15 protein-coding genes are annotated in these 16,947 nt (G+C 72.6%); 11 read left to right on the top strand and 4 right to left on the bottom strand.

Annotation, left to right across the window (positions count from 1 at the left end):
* Nucleotides 1-499: 499 nt before the first annotated feature.
* Both GA0070608_RS14860 and GA0070608_RS14855 read right to left on the bottom strand, forming a co-directional pair.
* Nucleotides 500-1,006: a hypothetical protein gene (locus GA0070608_RS14860; RefSeq protein WP_245715791.1), complete on the bottom strand. Its 507-nt coding sequence runs from the start codon at nt 1,004-1,006 to the stop codon at nt 500-502.
* Nucleotides 1,007-1,127: 121 nt separating this feature from the next.
* Nucleotides 1,128-1,727, bottom strand: coding sequence for a TetR family transcriptional regulator (locus GA0070608_RS14855; protein WP_091628309.1), 600 nt, complete (start codon nt 1,725-1,727; stop codon nt 1,128-1,130).
* A gap of 51 nt (nt 1,728-1,778) precedes the next feature.
* Between GA0070608_RS14855 and GA0070608_RS14850 the strand changes: the two genes are divergently transcribed.
* From GA0070608_RS14850 to GA0070608_RS14815, 8 genes are all read left to right on the top strand, one after another.
* Nucleotides 1,779-2,270: an SRPBCC family protein gene (locus GA0070608_RS14850; RefSeq protein WP_176733726.1), complete on the top strand. Its 492-nt coding sequence runs from the start codon at nt 1,779-1,781 to the stop codon at nt 2,268-2,270.
* Nucleotides 2,271-2,446: 176 nt separating this feature from the next.
* Complete coding sequence (locus GA0070608_RS14845) at nt 2,447-3,109, top strand: hypothetical protein (RefSeq protein ID WP_091628306.1); 663 nt, start codon at nt 2,447-2,449, stop codon at nt 3,107-3,109.
* A 131-nt stretch (nt 3,110-3,240) separates the two neighbouring features.
* Nucleotides 3,241-4,176: an ABC transporter ATP-binding protein gene (locus tag GA0070608_RS14840; RefSeq protein ID WP_091628304.1), complete on the top strand. Its 936-nt coding sequence runs from the start codon at nt 3,241-3,243 to the stop codon at nt 4,174-4,176.
* The gene (locus GA0070608_RS14835) at nt 4,173-4,985 is read left to right on the top strand and encodes an ABC transporter permease (RefSeq protein ID WP_091628302.1); all 813 of its coding nucleotides are present in this window, start codon (nt 4,173-4,175) and stop codon (nt 4,983-4,985) included. The genes GA0070608_RS14840 and GA0070608_RS14835 overlap by 4 nt, the downstream gene beginning before the upstream one ends.
* 279 nt (nt 4,986-5,264) lie before the next feature.
* Complete coding sequence (locus GA0070608_RS14830; protein WP_091628300.1) at nt 5,265-9,038, top strand: multifunctional oxoglutarate decarboxylase/oxoglutarate dehydrogenase thiamine pyrophosphate-binding subunit/dihydrolipoyllysine-residue succinyltransferase subunit; 3,774 nt, start codon at nt 5,265-5,267, stop codon at nt 9,036-9,038.
* 181 nt (nt 9,039-9,219) lie between these two features.
* Nucleotides 9,220-9,396: a DUF6104 family protein gene (locus GA0070608_RS32635; RefSeq protein ID WP_091628298.1), complete on the top strand. Its 177-nt coding sequence runs from the start codon at nt 9,220-9,222 to the stop codon at nt 9,394-9,396.
* Between the two features lie 133 nt (nt 9,397-9,529).
* Nucleotides 9,530-11,602, top strand: coding sequence for a phosphate acetyltransferase (gene pta / locus GA0070608_RS14820; RefSeq protein ID WP_091628296.1), 2,073 nt, complete (start codon nt 9,530-9,532; stop codon nt 11,600-11,602).
* Nucleotides 11,599-12,804 carry an acetate/propionate family kinase gene (locus GA0070608_RS14815; RefSeq protein ID WP_091628294.1) on the top strand — a complete coding sequence of 402 codons (1,206 nt, stop codon included), beginning with the start codon at nt 11,599-11,601 and terminating at the stop codon, nt 12,802-12,804. The genes pta and GA0070608_RS14815 overlap by 4 nt, the downstream gene beginning before the upstream one ends.
* Nucleotides 12,805-12,969: 165 nt before the next feature.
* Here GA0070608_RS14815 and GA0070608_RS14810 read toward each other — a convergent pair whose 3' ends face one another.
* Nucleotides 12,970-13,629, bottom strand: a complete 660-nt coding sequence (locus tag GA0070608_RS14810) for a DUF3592 domain-containing protein (RefSeq protein ID WP_091628292.1) — start codon at nt 13,627-13,629, stop codon at nt 12,970-12,972.
* Nucleotides 13,630-13,634: 5 nt separating this feature from the next.
* On the bottom strand, nt 13,635-13,805 hold the full coding sequence (locus tag GA0070608_RS32630) for a hypothetical protein (RefSeq protein WP_176733725.1): 171 nt from the start codon (nt 13,803-13,805) through the stop codon (nt 13,635-13,637).
* A gap of 188 nt (nt 13,806-13,993) precedes the next feature.
* Here GA0070608_RS32630 and GA0070608_RS14805 point away from each other — a divergent pair, with 188 nt between their 5' ends.
* From GA0070608_RS14805 to GA0070608_RS14795, 3 genes are all read left to right on the top strand, one after another.
* A complete protein-coding gene (locus GA0070608_RS14805) occupies nt 13,994-14,854 on the top strand; it encodes an alpha/beta hydrolase family protein (RefSeq protein ID WP_411970831.1) in 861 nt (286 codons plus the stop codon).
* 161 nt (nt 14,855-15,015) lie between these two features.
* Nucleotides 15,016-15,549 (top strand): nucleotidyltransferase domain-containing protein, encoded by a 534-nt coding sequence (locus tag GA0070608_RS14800; protein ID WP_091628287.1) that lies wholly within the window; start codon nt 15,016-15,018, stop codon nt 15,547-15,549.
* Nucleotides 15,550-15,868: 319 nt separating this feature from the next.
* Nucleotides 15,869-16,873, top strand: a complete 1,005-nt coding sequence (locus GA0070608_RS14795) for an alpha/beta hydrolase family protein (RefSeq protein ID WP_091628284.1) — start codon at nt 15,869-15,871, stop codon at nt 16,871-16,873.
* The last annotated feature ends 74 nt before the right edge of the window (nt 16,874-16,947 follow it).

Here is a 16,947-nt window from a genome sequence, read left to right as displayed (position 1 = left end):
CGCGCATCGCCTCGCACAACAGGCCGGCGAGATAGATCGACAGCGCCTGCTGCGCGTCGGCTGACGTCGCGGCCTCCTGCCCACCGAGGGCTGGGCCATCCAGCACAGCCCGGCGGGTCACACGAAGAGCGAACGCCGGGACGTCACAGCCCTTCGCATCCAGTTCGTGTCCCTCGATCCACAGCCACCCGCCGCAGGTGACCCAGTCGAGAACCCGGATGACCCAGAACATGATCGGGCGGATGAAGACGCTGGCGGGACGGAAGGCGAAGCAACTCGACACCCACACCATGCACCCCCGACGCACACTCCCGCACTCCCGCACTCCCGCACTCCCGCACTCCCGCACTCCACCAGCCGCGATCTTGCACTTTCGGCCCCCGATCCAACCTTTATGTCGGATACGCCCGGGCATAAAGTGCAAGATCGCCGAGCCGAGAGCGCGCGGGGGCGGGCGCGGGCGAGCGCGGGCGGGGGCGGGCGCGGCGCGGCGCTCGTTTCAGCGGGTTATGCGCAGGTCCCGGGCGAGATGTGAGCGCCGGAATCCCACCGTGGCCAGGCGTCGCAGGTCGGCCCAGTTGTCGTGCATGAGCTGGACGTGGAAGTAGTTGACGTACTCGAGCGCGGCGAAGATGCCGAAGGCCAACCCTGGGTACGACTGCGCGCCGGGTGCCCGCACCACGGCCACGGCGCATGCGGTGACCACGGCGGCCAGCAGGATCGGTAGGGCGGCGCGCGCGGTGGCGAAGTGGCGCCGGCCGGGGAGGCGCGGCTCCCTGCGGCGCAGTTGCCGGAGCTTGAGCGCCCAGTACGCCGCGCCCACCACGAGCAGGGCCGCGAACGCCCCGAAGCCGGCGAGATTCACCGCCGTCAGCGGCACGCCCACCACCCGGAACCAAAGCCACGCCTGGAGGGGAACGTTCAGCAGTTCCCACCCGACGAGTGAGCGGAGCCGACGCCGGGCCGCCTCGCGAGTCGGGCTGGCCGGCAGGGAGGTGCTGGGCACAGCCATCACAGTGACCCGGGACCGCGAGGACGCCGGGCGCCGACTGGTGGGCCGCCTTGCAACGATGCCTCGGTCCGGCCCTGTCGCGGTGCGACCGGCGCCGATCGCGCGGGCCCACGGGTCATGACGAGGGGCACGGCGAGGAGTCCGGGGTGGCGGGCAGCAGCAGGGTGACGGCTCGCCGTACGGCGGCGATGTCCTCGTCGCCGGGAGTTCCGTGGTCGCGCATGGCGCGGCGGGCGACCGCGTATGGCAGGTCGACGAGGGCCAGCACGACGTCGGTCAGGCGGTGCCCGGTGGCGTGGGCCACCGTGGTGAGGGCGTCGCCGAGGGCGCGGTGGTGAGTCTGCGCCTGCTGGGCGAGCGCGGGTGAGGTGTCGCCGCGCAGCAGGTCGCGCAGTGCGTGGCGCAGCAGGAGGGCCGCGTCCTCAGGGTCGGTACGACACCAGGTCAGGACGGCCACCGCGGCGCGGACGCCGGCCTGCGCGTCGGCGGGCGCGAGGGCATCCAGGTAGCCGCGGAGGAAGCGGTCCTGCGCACGCAGCCAGGCGGCGGCGACGAGGTCGTCGCGACGGGGGAAGCGGTGGTAGACCGAACCGCTGGATGCACCGGTGGCCAGGCAGACGGCACGGGCGGAAGCGGCGGCCGGCCCGCCCGAGAGCACCAGAGCACGTACGGCGTCGAGCATCACGTCCGTCGAGTGCTTGACCGGCTGCGGCATGAAGTAGAGACTACCCACTACTTCAACTAGCGAATGCTCTCTAGGAGAGTAATGGTCCGCAACATCCACGAGCGGCAGCTCGCGGCACCTTGCGCAGCGGTCGGCGCGTTGATCGACTCCCTGGCCACCCCGGAAGACCGGTTGTGGCCGCGCGAGCAGTGGCCAGCCATGCGGTTCGACCGCCCACTCGACGTCGGCGCCCGCGGCGGACACGGGCCGATCGGCTACACCGTCGTCGCCTACCAGCCGGGGACCCGGATCCGGTTCGAGTTCTCCGCGCCGGCCGGCTTCCACGGCTACCACGAGTACGAGGTCCTGCCAGACACCGACGAACGCTGCCTGCTGCGTCACTCACTCGTCATGACCACGCGGTGGCCGGCGTGGTTGAGCTGGCCGGTGGTCTACCGCCCGCTGCACGACGCCCTCATCGAAGACAGTCTGGACACGGCGGCCCGCCACCTGGGAGTGGCGGTGCCGACCCCGAACCGCTGGACGCCGTGGGTCCGGCTCCTTCGGTCACTGGTCCGCCGACGGCGGCCCTGAGGTGCCCGGCCCGTGCCGGCGACGGGCCGACAGCGTCCGAGGCTGCCCGGCCCGTGCCGGCGACGGGCCGACAGCGTCCGAGGCTGCCCGGCCCGTACCGGCGACGGGCTGACAGCGTGCGAGGCTGCCCGGGGCGTGCCGGCGACGGGGCCGGGCGTCGTCGCCGGAGGTATCTGATGATCATCGAGTCGCGTTTCAACGGGCCGCCCGGTTCGGGCAACGGCGGCTGGAGCGCCGGCGTCTTCGCCGTCGGGTCCGGCGCCCCGGGGCCGGTCGAGGTGACCCTGCGGCGCCCGCCCCCGCTGGAGATCCCGCTCACTCTCGTCGACGGAGAGGTCCGCGACCCGGCGGGCCTGGTCGTCGCCCAGGTCCGCCCCACGGAGGACCCCCACGCGGTGGTGCCGCCGGTGGACCTGCCGGCCGCGCGGGCCGCCTCGGCGGCGTACGCCGGGCTGGTCGACCACCCCTTCCCCGGCTGCTACGTCTGCGGCCCGGACCGGGTCGACGGGCTGCGGATCTTTCCCGGGCGGCTGCCGGACGGCCGCACCGCCGCGCCGTTCCGGGTGCCCGGGTCGGTCACGATGCCCACCGTCTGGGCCGCGCTGGACTGTCCCGGGGGCTGGGCGGTGATCGCTCCCGGCCGCCCGTACGTCCTCGGCCGGATCGCGGCGGTGGTCGCGGCGCTGCCGGAGCCGGGCGACGAGTGCGTGGTGACCGGCGTCATGGTCGGCGGCGAGGGACGCAAGGCGCTCGTGCACACCAGCCTGTACGCCCCCGACGGCACCCTCCTGGCCTCGGCCCGGGCAACCTGGATCGCGGTGGCGGACGAAGCCCGATAATCGTCCCTGGGGATGAGGGCCTCCTGCCTGAGGCGGAGGTCGATCTAGGAAGCGCGCCTGATTGACCTGGTTGCGCCCGCCCGCCACGCTGTGTCACGGCGTACCCCGACGCCACCGCACGAAGGAGAGCAATGACTGACGGGCAGAGAAGCCCCACCGGTGACGGTCAGATCGTGGTGTCCGGCCTGACGAAGCAGTACAAGAACCTCCGGGCCGTCAACAACCTGTCGTTCACCGTCGAACCGGGGCGGGTGACCGGCTTCCTCGGCCCCAACGGCGCCGGCAAGACCACCACGCTGCGGATGCTGCTGAACCTGGTCACGCCGACCGAGGGGACGGCGACCATCAGCGGACGGCGCTACGCCGACCTGACCGACCCGCTACGGCAGGTCGGCGCCGTGCTGGAGGCGTCCAGCGCGCACAAGGGCCGCACCGGCATCAACCACCTGCGGGTGATCTGCGCGGCGGCCGGGCTGCCGAAGGAGCGGGCCGACGAGGCGCTGGCGCAGGTCGGGCTCACCCCGGCGGCGAAGCGCAAGTTCAAGGGCTACTCGCTCGGCATGAAGCAGCGGCTCGGCATCGCCGCCGCGATGCTCGGCAACCCCCAGGTGCTGATGCTCGACGAGCCCGCCAACGGGCTCGACCCGGAGGGCATCCGGTGGATGCGCGGGTTCCTCAAGAACCTCGCCCACGAGGGCCGCACGGTGCTGGTCTCCAGCCACCTGCTGTCGGAGATGCAGCTCCTCGCCGACGACGTGGTGATCATCGCCGCCGGGCAACTGGTCCGGCAGGGCACGGTCGAGCAGGTGATCGGCTCGATGGCGCAGGGCATCCGGGTACGGGTGCGTACCCCGCAGGCCGACGCGCTGACCGCCGCCCTCAAGGAGGGGCCGGCCAGCGTCGACGTCGACGAGCACGGCGTCCTGCTGGTGGGCGGGGTGGACGCCCCGACCGTGGGCCGGGTCGCCCTGACGGCCGGCGTCGAACTGCACGAACTGACCACGGAACGGCCCGATCTGGAACGGGTCTTCCTGGAGCTGACGGCCGGAAAGGCGGGCATCCGATGAATCTCGTCCGATCCGAGCTGCTCAAGATCCGTACCACCAGCGCGTGGTGGTGGCTGGCCATCGCCGCGTTTCTGTCGATCGTGCTGGCCTTCGCGTTCAACGCCTGGGTCGCCAACGAGACGTTGAATGGCAAGGGCGAGGACCTGGGCCTCACCGGCGACCAGGCGTCCGCGGCGGCGCAGGCGGCGAACCTCTACACCTCCGGGCAGTACCTGGGCCTGATGTTCGTGATGCTGATCGGCATCCTGATGGTCACCAACGAGTTCTTCCACCAGACGGCGACCACGACGTTCCTGGCCACGCCACGGCGTACGTCGGTCATCGTCAGCAAGCTCATCGCGGCCAGCCTGCTGGGCTTCGGGTTCTGGCTGGTGACCACGGTGATCGACCTGATCGCCGGTTCGGTGTTCCTGTCGGCCAACGGCCACGGCGCCCTGCTCGGCGAGTGGGCCGTGCAGCGGGCGCTGCTGCTCAACCTGCTGGCGTACGCCATCTGGACGGTCCTCGGCGTGGGCATCGGCACGCTGATCACCAACCAGCTCGGCGCGGTGATCACCGCCGCGGTGCTCTACCTGGTCGGCACGCAGGTGGTGGGGCTGCTGTTCATGCTGCTGGCGAACCTGCTGGACAGCCAGGCCGTGATCAAGTGGCAGGTGATCTGGCCGGCCGTCGCCTCGACGGTCATGGTCAGCGAGGGCCAGACGGACTTCACCCCCGCGTGGTGGGTCGGCGCGCTCGTGCTGATCGGCTACGCGGTGGTGAGCGGGGTCACCGGCATCCTGATCACCCGGCGGCGTGACGTCTCCTGACCCGGACGGACGACGGGCGGGGGTGGTGCTCGGCACCACCCCCGCCCGCGTCGCGACGGGGGCTCACCCACCCACCGGGTCCTACCAGCAGTCGACCGGACACGCAGCGTTTGGCGAACTTCTGGCATCTTCTGTGAAACGGGCCACCCGATGGAGGCGGAAATGCCTGCGGCATCAGTACGGCGTAGCCTGGGAGCCGTCTCGTGTGCGCTCGCAGGCTGGGCGTCGCCGGGACACCGCGTGACACACAAACCCGCGTGAAAGAGGCGATTACCGGCCGTGTCGACCCAGCAGACTTCGCAGGAGAACCCCCTGGCGGGTTTCGGTCCGAACGAGTGGATCGTCGAGGAGATGTACCAGCGCTACCTCGCCGACCCCACCAGCGTCGATTCGGCCTGGCACGACTTCTTCGCCGACTACCGCCCGGCGCCCGGCGCCGGCAAGCCGCGCGGAGCCGAGCAGGCCCCGAAGCCCACCGCCGAGCCGAAGCCCACCGCTGAGGCGGAGCCCGCCGGCCAGCAGGAGGCCGCCACCACGGTCGCGCAGCCGGCCGCCCCGAAGCCGGCGGAGAAGAAGCCGGAGCCCGGGCCGGAGAAGCCCGCAGCAGCCAAGGCCACCCCGGCCAAGCCGGCGCCCGCGAAGCCGGCCCCGGCGAAGGCGGCCCCCGCCAAGCCCGCGGCGGCCAAGCCGACCGCCACCGGCCCGCAGACCACCCCGCTGCGCGGCGTGGCGGCGAAGATCGTCCAGAACATGGACGCCTCGCTGGCCGTGCCGACCGCCACCAGCGTGCGCGCCGTCCCGGCCAAGCTGCTGGTCGACAACCGCATCGTGATAAACAACCACCTCACCCGTGGGCGTGGTGGCAAGGTCAGCTTCACCCACCTCATCGGGTACGCGCTGGTCCGCGCGCTGGTCGCCCACCCGGAGATGAACAACTCCTTCGCCGAGGTCGACGGCAAGCCGGTCATGGTCCGGCCGGAGCACGTCCACCTGGGCATCGCGATCGACCTGGTCAAGCCCGACGGCAGCCGCAACCTGGTGGTCCCCTCCATCAAGGCCTGCGAGCAGATGGACTTCCGGCAGTTCTGGCAGGCGTACGAGGACGTGGTCCGGCGCGCCCGCCGCAACGAGCTGACCATGGACGACCACTCCGGCACCACGATCTCGCTGACCAACCCCGGCGGCATCGGCACCGTGCACTCGATGCCGCGGCTCATGCAGGGGCAGAGCGCGATCATCGGCGTCGGCGCGATGGAATACCCGGCCCCCTACCAGGGCATGTCCGAGGCCACCCTGGCCGAGCTGGCCGTCAGCAAGGTCATCACCCTGACCAGCACCTACGACCACCGGATCATCCAGGGTGCCCAGTCCGGCGAGTTTCTCAAGGTCGTGCACGAGCTGCTGCTCGGTGAGCACGGCTTCTACGACCAGATCTTCACCTCGCTGCGCATCCCGTACGAGCCGGTGCGCTGGATGCGCGACGTCGCGGTCAACAACGAGGGCCAGATCAACAAGACCGCCCGGGTGCACGAGCTGATCCACGCGTACCGGGTGCGCGGTCACCTGATGGCCGACACCGACCCGCTCGAGTTCAAGATCCGCAAGCACCCCGACCTGGACGTGCTCCAGCACGGGCTGACCCTCTGGGACCTCGACCGCGAGTTCCCGGTCAACGGCTTCGCCGGCAAGCAGCGGATGAAGCTGCGCGCCGTCCTCGGCGTGCTGCGCGACTCGTACTGCCGCCGGGTCGGCATCGAGTACATGCACATCCAGGACCCGGAGGAGCGGCGCTGGATCCAGGAACGGATCGAGCGCAGATACGAGAAGCCGTCGCCCGACGAGCAGAAGCACGTGCTCAACCGGCTCAACGCCGCCGAGGCGTTCGAGACCTTCCTGCAGACCAAGTACGTCGGGCAGAAGCGCTTCTCGCTGGAGGGCGGCGAGTCGCTGATCCCGCTGCTCGGCGAGGTGCTGGAGGCCTCCGCCGAGGGCGGGCTGGACGAGGTCGTCATCGGCATGGCCCACCGCGGCCGGCTCAACGTGCTGGCCAACATCGTCGGCAAGCCGTACGAGAAGATCTTCTCGGAGTTCGAGGGGCACCTGGACCCGCGCTCCACCCAGGGCTCCGGCGACGTGAAATACCACCTCGGCCAGAACGGCAAGTTCACCACGCCCGACGGCGACCACGCGGTCAAGGTCTCGGTGGTGGCGAACCCGTCGCACCTGGAGGCCGTCGACCCGGTGCTGGAGGGCATAGTCCGGGCCAAGCAGGACCGGATAGACCTCAAGCTGGAGGGCTACACGGTGCTCCCGCTGGCGGTGCACGGTGACGCCGCCTTCGCCGGCCAGGGGGTGGTCGCCGAGACGCTCAACCTCTCGCAACTGCGTGGCTACCGCACCGGCGGCACCGTCCACGTCGTGGTCAACAACCAGGTCGGCTTCACCACCGCCCCGGAGTACAGCCGCTCCAGCCTCTACAGCACCGACGTCGCCCGGATGATCCAGGCACCGATCTTCCACGTCAACGGCGACGACCCCGAGGCCGTGGTCCGGGTCGCCCGGCTGGCCTTCGAATACCGGCAGGCGTTCAACAAGGACGTCGTCATCGACATGGTCTGCTACCGCCGGCGCGGGCACAACGAGGGCGACGACCCCTCGATGTCCAACCCCCAGATGTACAAGATCATCGACTCGAAGCGGTCGGTCCGGAAGCTCTACACCGAGGAGCTGATCGGGCGCGGCGACATCACCGTCGAGGACGCGGAGGAGCTGCTCCGCGACTACCAGTCGCAGCTGGAGCGGGTCTTCAAGGCCACCCGCGACGCGGCCACGACGCCGCGGCAGCTCAGCCGCCCCAAGCGGGCGGACGAGCCGGAGCCGCAGGTCGAGACCGCCACCGACGCCGCCGTCGTCAAGGCCGTCGGCGAGGCGCACGTCAACCTGCCGGAGGGCTTCACCCCGCACAAGCGGATCCAGCAGTTGCTCGACCGGCGGGCCAGGATGTCCGTCGAGGGCAACATCGACTGGGGCTTCGGCGAGATCATCGCGTTCGGCTCGCTGCTGCACGACGGGATCACCGTCCGGCTCGCCGGTCAGGACTCCCGCCGGGGCACCTTCGTGCAGCGGCACGCCTCCGTGGTCGACGCCGAGACCGGCCAGGACCATCTGCCGTTGCAGTCGCTGACCGGCGACGGCGAGCGGTCCCGGTTCTTCGTGCACGACTCCCTGCTCAGCGAGTACGCGGCGATGGGCTTCGAGTACGGCTACTCGGTGGAGAACATCAACGCGCTGGTCGCCTGGGAGGCGCAGTTCGGCGACTTCGTCAACGGCGCCCAGTCGGTGATCGACGAGTTCATCACCTCCGGCGAGGTGAAGTGGGGCCAGCGCAACGCCGTCACCCTGCTGCTGCCGCACGGCCACGAGGGTCAGGGCCCGGACCACACCTCCGGCCGCCCGGAGCGGTTCCTGCAGATGTGCGCCGAGGACAACATGCGGGTGTCCATCCCGACCACCCCGGCGAACTACTTCCACCTGCTGCGCCGCCAGGCCCTGTCGCCGAAGCGCAAGCCGCTGGTGGTGTTCACGCCGAAGTCGCTGCTGCGGCACAAGCTCTGCGTCTCCCCGGTCGAGGACTTCACCACCGGCACCTTCCAGCCGGTGCTGCCCGACTCGGGCACCCCGGCGCCGGAGGCGGTGAAGCGGGTGCTGCTCTGCTCGGGCAAGGTCTACTACGACCTGTTCCAGGCCCGCAACGAGCGTGGCGTCACCGACACCGCGATCATCCGGATCGAGCAGCTCTACCCGATGCCGGTCGAGGAGATCCGGGCCGCCCTGGCGGCGTACCCGAACGCCGAGGACTTCGCCTGGGTGCAGGAGGAGCCGGCCAACCAGGGCGCCTGGTCGTTCGTCGCGCTCAACCTGCTGGAGCACCTGGAGGACGTCCGGCTGCGCCGGATCTCCCGCCCGGCCGCAGCCGCCCCGGCTGTCGGCTCGGCGAAGATGCACGAGGTCGAGCAGACCGCGCTGATCGAGGCGGCCCTGCCCCGCCCGTGACCTGACCGCAACACCGCCGACCGGGGCAGGGACCGTCACCACGACGACTCTGCCCCGATCGACGTCCGGCCCCGCCCGCACCCGGGCGGTCCCGGCCAGCGCCGATCGACGCAGACCCACCCAGCCCCACCCCGCACCCCGTATACCCAACCCCGCACACCGACGAGCGAGGAACGACAGCATGTACTTCACGGACCGTGGTATCGAGGAACTGGTGCAGCGGCGCGGCGAGGAGTCCGTCAGCGTGGAGTGGCTCGGCGAGCGCCTGCGCGACTTCGTAGACCTGAACCCCGAGTTCGAAGCCCCGATCGAACGCTTCGCCACCTGGCTGGCCCGCCTGGACGACGACGACGAGTAGACCCACCCGGCCAGCGCCGTTGATCATGAGGTTCCCACCACCCGCCCCGGCGTGTCGTGACGACAACTTCATGATCAACGAAACAGGGCGAAGGACCCGAGCCGGGTTTCCAGCGATCTTCTAGGGTGGGTGCGTGGCGCGGAGTGTGTACCTGACCAGTGTGGGGTCCGGCGGCGGGAAGTCGACCGTCGCCCTCGGGCTGGCGGAGCTGTTGTCCCGGCAGGTCGAGCGGATCGGCGCGTTCCGGCCGTTGGTCGGCGGGCACGGGCCTGACCCGATTCTCGCCCTGCTCAGCGAGCGCTACCGGATCGAGCTGCCGCTGGCCGACCTGAGCGGCACCAGCTACGCCGAGGCGACCGCGCTGGTCGCCGACGGCCAGCGGGAGAAGCTGATCACCAGCATCATCGAACGCTACCGGGAGGTCGAGCGGCGCTGCCCCGCCGTGGTCGTGGTGGGCAGCGACTTCGCCGACGGCGGCGACCGGGCCGGTCCCCGCGAGCTGGCCTTCAACGCCCGGCTGGCCACCGAGTTCGGCAGCGTGGTGGTGCCCGTCGTCGACGGCTTCGGGCAGGAGCCGGCGACGATCGCGGCGGCGGCGCGCGGGGCGTACCACGATCTGGAGGACCTCGGGGCGACGGTGCTGGCGGTGATCGCCAACCGGGTCCCCGGCCCGATGACGCTGCCGGAGCTGCCCGTCCCCACGTACGCCATCCCGGAGGTGCCGACCGTGTCGGCGCCGACGGTGGCCGAGGTGGCGGCGGCGCTCGGCGCCACCCTGCTCGCCGGGGACGACGACGCGCTCAGCCGCGACGTGCTCGACTACGTGGTCGGCGCGGCGCACGTCCCGACGCTGCTGGACCACCTGACCGAAGGCGCCCTGGTGATCACCCCCGGCGACCGGGCCGACCTGATGGTGGCGGCGAGCGCCGCGCACGTGGCGGGGCAGGTCTCGATCTCCGGGCTGGTGCTGACCCTCGGCGAGCAGCCGGACCCGCGGGCGATGCGGCTGGTCGAGGGGCTCAACACGGGGCTCGCGGTGCTCTCCGTGCCCAGCGACAGCTACGACACGGTGGCCGCGTCCAGCCGGATCGAGGGCCGGCCCAGCGCGGCCAACCCGCGCAAGGTGGAGGCCGCGCTCGGCGCGTTCGAACGCTGCGTGGACACCGACGACCTGGCCCGCCGGCTGCGGGTCAGCCGCTCCGAGCGGGTCACCCCGCTGATGTTCGAGTACGACCTGATCGACCGGGCCCGGACCCGGCGCCGGCACCTCGTGCTGCCCGAGGGGACGGAGGAACGGATCCTGCGGGCGACGGAGATCCTGCTGCGCCGGGGCGTCGCCGACATCACCCTGCTCGGCCGCCCCGACGACATCGCACGGCGCACCCGCGAACTGGGCATCGACATCACCGGCGCGCGGGTGGTCGACCCGGTCACCAGCGAGTGGCGCGACGAGTTCGCCACCGCGTACGCCGAACTGCGCAAGCATCGCGGCGTCACCGCCGAACTGGCCCACGACATCGTCGCCCAGCCCAACTACTTCGGCACGCTGATGGTGCAGACGGGGCACGCCGACGGGATGGTCTCCGGCGCGACCCACACCACCGCCGCCACCATCCGCCCCGCGTTCGAGATCATCCGGAACGTGCCAGGCGTCTCGGTCGCCTCCAGCGTCTTCTTCATGCTGCTCGCCGACCGGGTGCTGGTCTACGGCGACTGCGCGGTCAACCCCGACCCGGACGCCGCCCAGCTCGCCGACATCGCCATCTCCTCGGCGGACACCGCCGCCCGGTTCGGCATCGAGCCACGGGTCGCGATGCTCTCCTACTCCACCGGCAGCTCGGGGGCGGGCGCCGACGTGGAGAAGGTCGCGGCTGCCACCAAGCTGGTCCGCGAGCGCCGGCCCGACCTGCTCGTCGAGGGGCCGATCCAGTACGACGCGGCCATCGATCCGGCGGTGGCGGCGACCAAGCTGCCCGGCAGCGAGGTCGCCGGCCGGGCCACGGTCTTCATCTTCCCGGACCTGAACACCGGCAACAACACGTACAAGGCGGTGCAACGCTCGGCCGGGGCGGTGGCCGTCGGGCCGGTGATGCAGGGCCTGCGCCGGCCGGTGAACGACCTGTCCCGGGGCGCCACCGTGCCGGACATCGTCAACACCGTGGCGATCACCGCCATCCAGGCCGCAGCCGCCGAGGAGTCGTCATGAACACGCCGGCCAGCAGTCCCGTGCGGGAGCGACCGGCGGACCGCGCAACCGCGCCGGCCAGCGACGCCGCGCAGGAACGACCGGCGGACCGGGTCCTCGTGCTCAACTGCGGGTCGTCGTCGGTCAAGTTCCGGCTCTTCGACGGTGATCGGGTGGTCGACAAGGGCACCGTGGAGCGGATCGGCGAGGACGGCGGCGGGCCGGCCGACCACGAGACGGCCGTCCGGGGCATCCTCGGCGGGCTCGACCTGAGCGGGTTGGCCGCCGTCGGGCACCGGGTGGTGCACGGCGGGAAGCGGTTCGGCGAGCCGGTACTGATCGATGACGCGGTGCTGACCGCGATCCGCGACCTGGTGCCGCTCGCGCCGCTGCACAACCCCGCCAACCTCGCCGGCATCGAGGTCGCCCGGGCGGCGCTGCCGGAGGTCCCGCAGGTGGCCGTCTTCGACACCGCGTTCCACCACACCCTGCCCGAGGCCGCCGCGACCTACGCGATCGAGCGGGACACCGCAGAGCGGTACGGCATCCGACGGTACGGGTTCCACGGCACCTCGCACGCGTACGTGTCGCGGCGCACCGCCGAACTGCTCGGCCGCCCGTACGCGGAGGTGAACACGATCACCCTGCACCTCGGCAACGGCGCGAGCGCCTGCGCGGTGGCCGGCGGCCGGAGCGTGGCCACCTCGATGGGGATGTCCCCGCTGGAGGGCCTGGTGATGGGCACCCGCAGCGGCGACCTGGACCCGACCGTGATCTTCCACCTGCGTCGCGAGGGCGGGCTCTCCGTCGACGAGATCGACGACCTGCTCAACCACCGCAGCGGGCTGCTCGGGCTGACCGGCGCCAACGACATGCGCGAGGTGCTCACCCGCCGGGCGGACGGCGACCCGGCGGCGACGCTCGCCTTCGACGTCTACTGCCGGCGGATCACCGGCTACGTCGGGGCGTACTACGCCCTGCTCGGCCGGGTGGACGCGGTCACCTTCACCGCCGGCGTCGGCGAGCACGCCGCGCCGGTCCGCGCCGCCGCCCTGGCCGGGCTGGACCGGCTCGGTATCGCCGTGGACCCGGGGCGCAACGCCGGCACCGGCGACCGGGTCATCTCGCCGGAGGGTGCCGAGGTGACCGTCTGCGTCGTCGGCACCGACGAGGAACGCGAGATCGCCCTCCAGACCCGCGCGGTGGTCGACGCGGCCGGCTGACCGGCCAGCCGGGCGGGCTGATCCGCGTGGACAGCAACGCCGAAACGCGCATGGCACGGGCGGTCGGTACGCCCGTGCCGGCTACCGGACGCCGGCCCGGAGGCCGCCCTGGCGACGGACGTTCACACCGCTTCTGGTCGAGGCGGCGTGCGGTCGCCGCCGGCCTCAGCGCCGGGCCTTACCGCGGCGCCGGGCGGCTCGGGTACGCCGGACCCGGTCGCGTCCCGGCCCCTTTCGGCGTGGTGCGGGTGCGGGCCCGTCGAACATCCCGGTCGGGACGAGAGCCGCGAAGATGAACACCCCGCCCAACGCGGCGACCAGCAGCCCGAACGGGATGCCGCCCCAGGCGTTGAGGAAGAACACCGAGTCGTCGGTGTTGCCGTTGGCAGCGACGAACTCCCCGGGGCGCTCCGGGTCGACCCAGAGCATCATCACCTCGGGTGGTTCGTGGACACAGCCGCCGGCCGAGCCGCAGAGGATGCGCTCGTTGTGCTGGACGCCCTCGTAGTCGTACCAGACCTGGACGGTGTCGGTGCCGCCGCCGCGCCCGACGTTGTCACGCCGGTCGGTCACGGTGGCCTGGACCGGGACGCCGTCCGCCCGCAACCGCTCCGCCTTGGCGTGCAGGTGCCACTTGTACGCACCGATGGCCACCGCGTACGTCAGCCCGGCAAGCAGCAGTACCAGGCCGAGGGCGGCGCTGCCGCGGTGGATGTTGTGAAGACCGGAGCGGAGCTTTCTCCACCGCCCCGGGGCGCGCTCCGGACGCTCCGCACCGGGCGGCGACTGGGCCGCGCCCGGCCCCGGGTCGCCTGGTGGCTGCACGCCGTTCAGCTCAGTGCGAGCCAGGCGAGCAGGGCGACCAGCACGACCACGACCGCCGCCGCGCCGACGAGCAGCGGCGTCCGGGACGCGCCGGCCGGCGTCTCGGGCTCGACGGTGTGGGCGAAGGCGCGGAACGCCGCTGTGTTGCCGCTCGGGTCGGTGTGGTTCTCAGGCATGGCGGTGACCCTAGCCAAACCGGATCCGCACCACCGTCCGCCGCGCGCAGCCCGGGGTCAGGTCGAGCCGGCCGGTGGAGGTGATCCGGCCAGGTGGCGGGGGTGTCCGGTCCGGACGGCGGGGACGATCCGGGCGGCCGGAGACCTACCGTTGAGCGGTGGGGATCAAGCGGCTGGTCGCCGTACTGATGACGACGCTGCTGGCCGGTTGCGCCCCGGCGGCCACCGCCGCGCCCGGCGCACCGCCACCGGCCCGTCCGGTGCCCGCGGCGGCCTACGCCGTGGGCGTACGCACGTTCACCGTCGACCCGGCCTCGGCGCGCCCCCTGCCGGTGACCGTCTGGTACCCGGCGGACGGCGGCGCGGTGGCCTCCGGGCGGTTCCCCGTGGTGATCTACAGCCATGGGCTGTACAGCCTGCCCGAGCTGCACGCCGGGCTGACCGCCCGCTGGGCCGCCGCCGGGTTCGTGGTGGCCGCCCCGGCCTACCCGCACACCCGACGCGGCGCAGCCCGGTTCAGCCGTGCCGACGTACGCCACCAGCCAGCCGACGGCTGGCGGGTCATCCGGCACCTGGTGCGCCTCGACGCCCGGCCCGGAGACCCGCTCGCCGGGCACCTCGACGTCGCCCGGTTCGCCGCCGCCGGCCACTCGGCGGGCGGCTTCACGACAGCCGGCATGTTCACCTCCGGGCGGTCGGGGCGGCTGCGCGCCGGCATCGTGATCGCCGGCGGCGGGACAGCGGGCAGCTTCGCCGGGCCGGCGGCCCCGCTGCTCTTCGTACACGGGACGGCGGACCGGATCGTGCCGGTGACGGTCGGCCGCGCCGCATACCACCGCACGACCGGCCCGGCCTACTTCCTGAGCCTGCTCGGGCAGGGCCACGGCGAGTACCTGACCCCGGGGCTGCCGGGCTTCGACCAGGTTCTCGCCACCACCACCGACTTTCTCCGCTGGACGCTCTACGGCGACCTGGCCGCCGGCCGCCGCCTGCCCGGCAACGCCAGCCGCCCCGGCGTGACGGCGATCGAGACCCGCCCCGCCCGCTGACCCGTCCCCCGCCCGCCGCCGCCCCCGAAGCCCGGACACCGCAGGAAGGCGGTTCGATCCGGGCCCGCAGTGGGGCGACGCGGCCGGACCGGGTGCCACGGAGGACGACCGCCGGAGCAACGCCATGGCACGAAGGACGGCCAGCGGGCTACGGTGCCGCTGTGGAAGGTCTCGCGGGGCGGCAACTGGACGGAATCGCCGAGCTGGCCGGGCTGGCATCGGCGGCCGGCATCGAGGTGTGGCTGCGGGGCGGCTGGGCGATGGACTTCCACCTCGGCGAGGTGACCCGGCCGCACGTCGACGTCGACTGGTACTGCTGGCGGACCGACGCCGACCGGCTGGCCGGCCTGCTTCGCGGACACGGCTGGCGGCCCGATCCCGGGATGCCTGTCGACGTGCAGCTCGATCTCGTCCGCGAGGACGTCGAGATGAGCGTCGCGTATCTGGCCCGGAACTCGGCGGGGCAGGTGGTGGTGGGTGCCGGCCCCTGGGCGGGCACGGCGCTTCCGGACGGGATGCTGGCCGGCCCGCTCGGTCGGATCGGCCCGCTGACCGTCCCGATGATCTCGGTGGCCGCCCAGGTCGAGTTCAAGGAGATGTTTCCCGTCTGGATGCCGGACCGGCCCCGGCGTGCGAAGGACGCCGCCGACCTGACCCGCCTCCGCGCCACCGGTGTCCCCGAGGTCCACTCATGATCGGTTGACGATCCGCCGGGCTTTGGGCCGCGTCCCGCCCGGGCCAGCGTCAACCGATCATGGATGCGGGCCTGGCCCGCACGCACCGGGGGCGGCGAGGCCGGATCACTGGCGCGGGCTGGCGCGTACGCACCGGGGTCAGCGAGAGGCGATCAACGGACGTGGGCTGGGGCACACCGAGGGCTGCGGCGAGGCAGGCAGGCCCCGGGGGTGGGCGTACGGCAGCTTGGAGGCAGGGCCCCGGGGGTGGGCGGGCGGCAACGAGCGCACCGCGTCGGTCGCCGACGGGCGGGAGCGCGCGGAAGGCAGAATCAGTCCCATGCCGCGTCGTGTCGCCTCCGCCCTGCTCGCCACCGCACTGCTCACCGTCGGTCTGGTCGGCTGCTCCGACGACGCCGGGCCCGCCCCGCAGGCGACCGCCCCGCAGGTGACCGCCCCGGCACCGCCCACGCAGGCGGTTACCCCGACACCGCTGGCCGCCGCCCCGACGCCACAGGTGCCCGCCGGAACAGCGCCCGACAAGGCCTTCGCCGTCGGCGTACGCGAGATGAGGCTCAACCGCGACGGGAAGCGGCCCCTGCCGGTGACCGTCTGGTATCCGGCCGCGGGGAAGGCCGGTGCCAAGCCCGCGCGGTCGGCGGACGCCGCCGGGGGGAAGTTCCCGGTGGTGATGTTCAGCCACGGGCTGGGCGCACGACCGGCCGACTACGCGACGCTGCTGACCCGCTGGACGGCGGCCGGCTTCGTGGTGGCCGCGCCGACCTTCCCGCACACTTCCCAGGGCGGCGACGGCAACGTGCTCGACGTGCTCAACCAGCCGGCCGACGTGTCGTACGTGCTGACCCAGGTGCTCGCCCTCGACGCGAAGGCCGGCGACCCGCTGCGCGGCCGGCTGGCCACCGACCGGGTGGCCGCGGCCGGGCACTCGGCCGGCGGGGTGACCACCATCGGCCTGTTCACCGCCAACCGGGACGAACGGCTGGACGCCGGGGTCGTCTTCGCCGGCACGGCGCTCGGTGTGGGCACCGCCTTCGCGGGCGCCGTGGCCCCGCAGCTCTTCGTGCACGGCGAGGCCGACGAGGTGGTCGAGTACGCCGCCGGCAAGGCCGCCTACGACAAGGTGCCGTGGCCGAAGGCGATGCTGAGCCTGCCGAAGGGCGACCACGGCCGGGCGCTGCTCAGCGACGGCGCCGCGCTGCGGGTGGTCTCGGACACCACGGTCGAGTTCCTGCGCTGGTCGCTCTACGGCGACGGGGCCGCCAAGAGCCGCATCCCCACCGACGCCGCCCGCGACGGCATCGCCACCCTCGACAACCGCCTCTGAACCACCCCGCCACGGCGCCTCCGCAAGATCCGCCCGCGCCCCCGGCCCTTCTCAAGATCCGCCCCGCGGGCGGG

Source organism: Micromonospora peucetia (assembly GCF_900091625.1).
Classification (GTDB): Bacteria; Actinomycetota; Actinomycetes; order Mycobacteriales; family Micromonosporaceae; genus Micromonospora; species Micromonospora peucetia.
This window is presented reverse-complemented; position numbering and strand designations above follow the sequence as displayed.

Coding starts and splice junctions, on each gene's coding strand:
- GA0070608_RS14835 (WP_091628302.1), top strand. CDS start 4,173: ATGAATCTCGTCCGATCCGAGCTGCTCAAGATCCGTACCACCAGCGCG.
- GA0070608_RS14805 (WP_411970831.1), top strand. CDS start 13,994: ATGACGACGCTGCTGGCCGGTTGCGCCCCGGCGGCCACCGCCGCGCCC.
- GA0070608_RS14855 (WP_091628309.1), bottom strand. CDS start 1,727: ATGCCGCAGCCGGTCAAGCACTCGACGGACGTGATGCTCGACGCCGTA.
- GA0070608_RS14840 (WP_091628304.1), top strand. CDS start 3,241: ATGACTGACGGGCAGAGAAGCCCCACCGGTGACGGTCAGATCGTGGTG.
- GA0070608_RS14795 (WP_091628284.1), top strand. CDS start 15,869: ATGCCGCGTCGTGTCGCCTCCGCCCTGCTCGCCACCGCACTGCTCACC.
- GA0070608_RS32635 (WP_091628298.1), top strand. CDS start 9,220: ATGTACTTCACGGACCGTGGTATCGAGGAACTGGTGCAGCGGCGCGGC.
- GA0070608_RS32630 (WP_176733725.1), bottom strand. CDS start 13,805: ATGCCTGAGAACCACACCGACCCGAGCGGCAACACAGCGGCGTTCCGC.
- GA0070608_RS14850 (WP_176733726.1), top strand. CDS start 1,779: ATGGTCCGCAACATCCACGAGCGGCAGCTCGCGGCACCTTGCGCAGCG.
- GA0070608_RS14845 (WP_091628306.1), top strand. CDS start 2,447: ATGATCATCGAGTCGCGTTTCAACGGGCCGCCCGGTTCGGGCAACGGC.
- GA0070608_RS14815 (WP_091628294.1), top strand. CDS start 11,599: ATGAACACGCCGGCCAGCAGTCCCGTGCGGGAGCGACCGGCGGACCGC.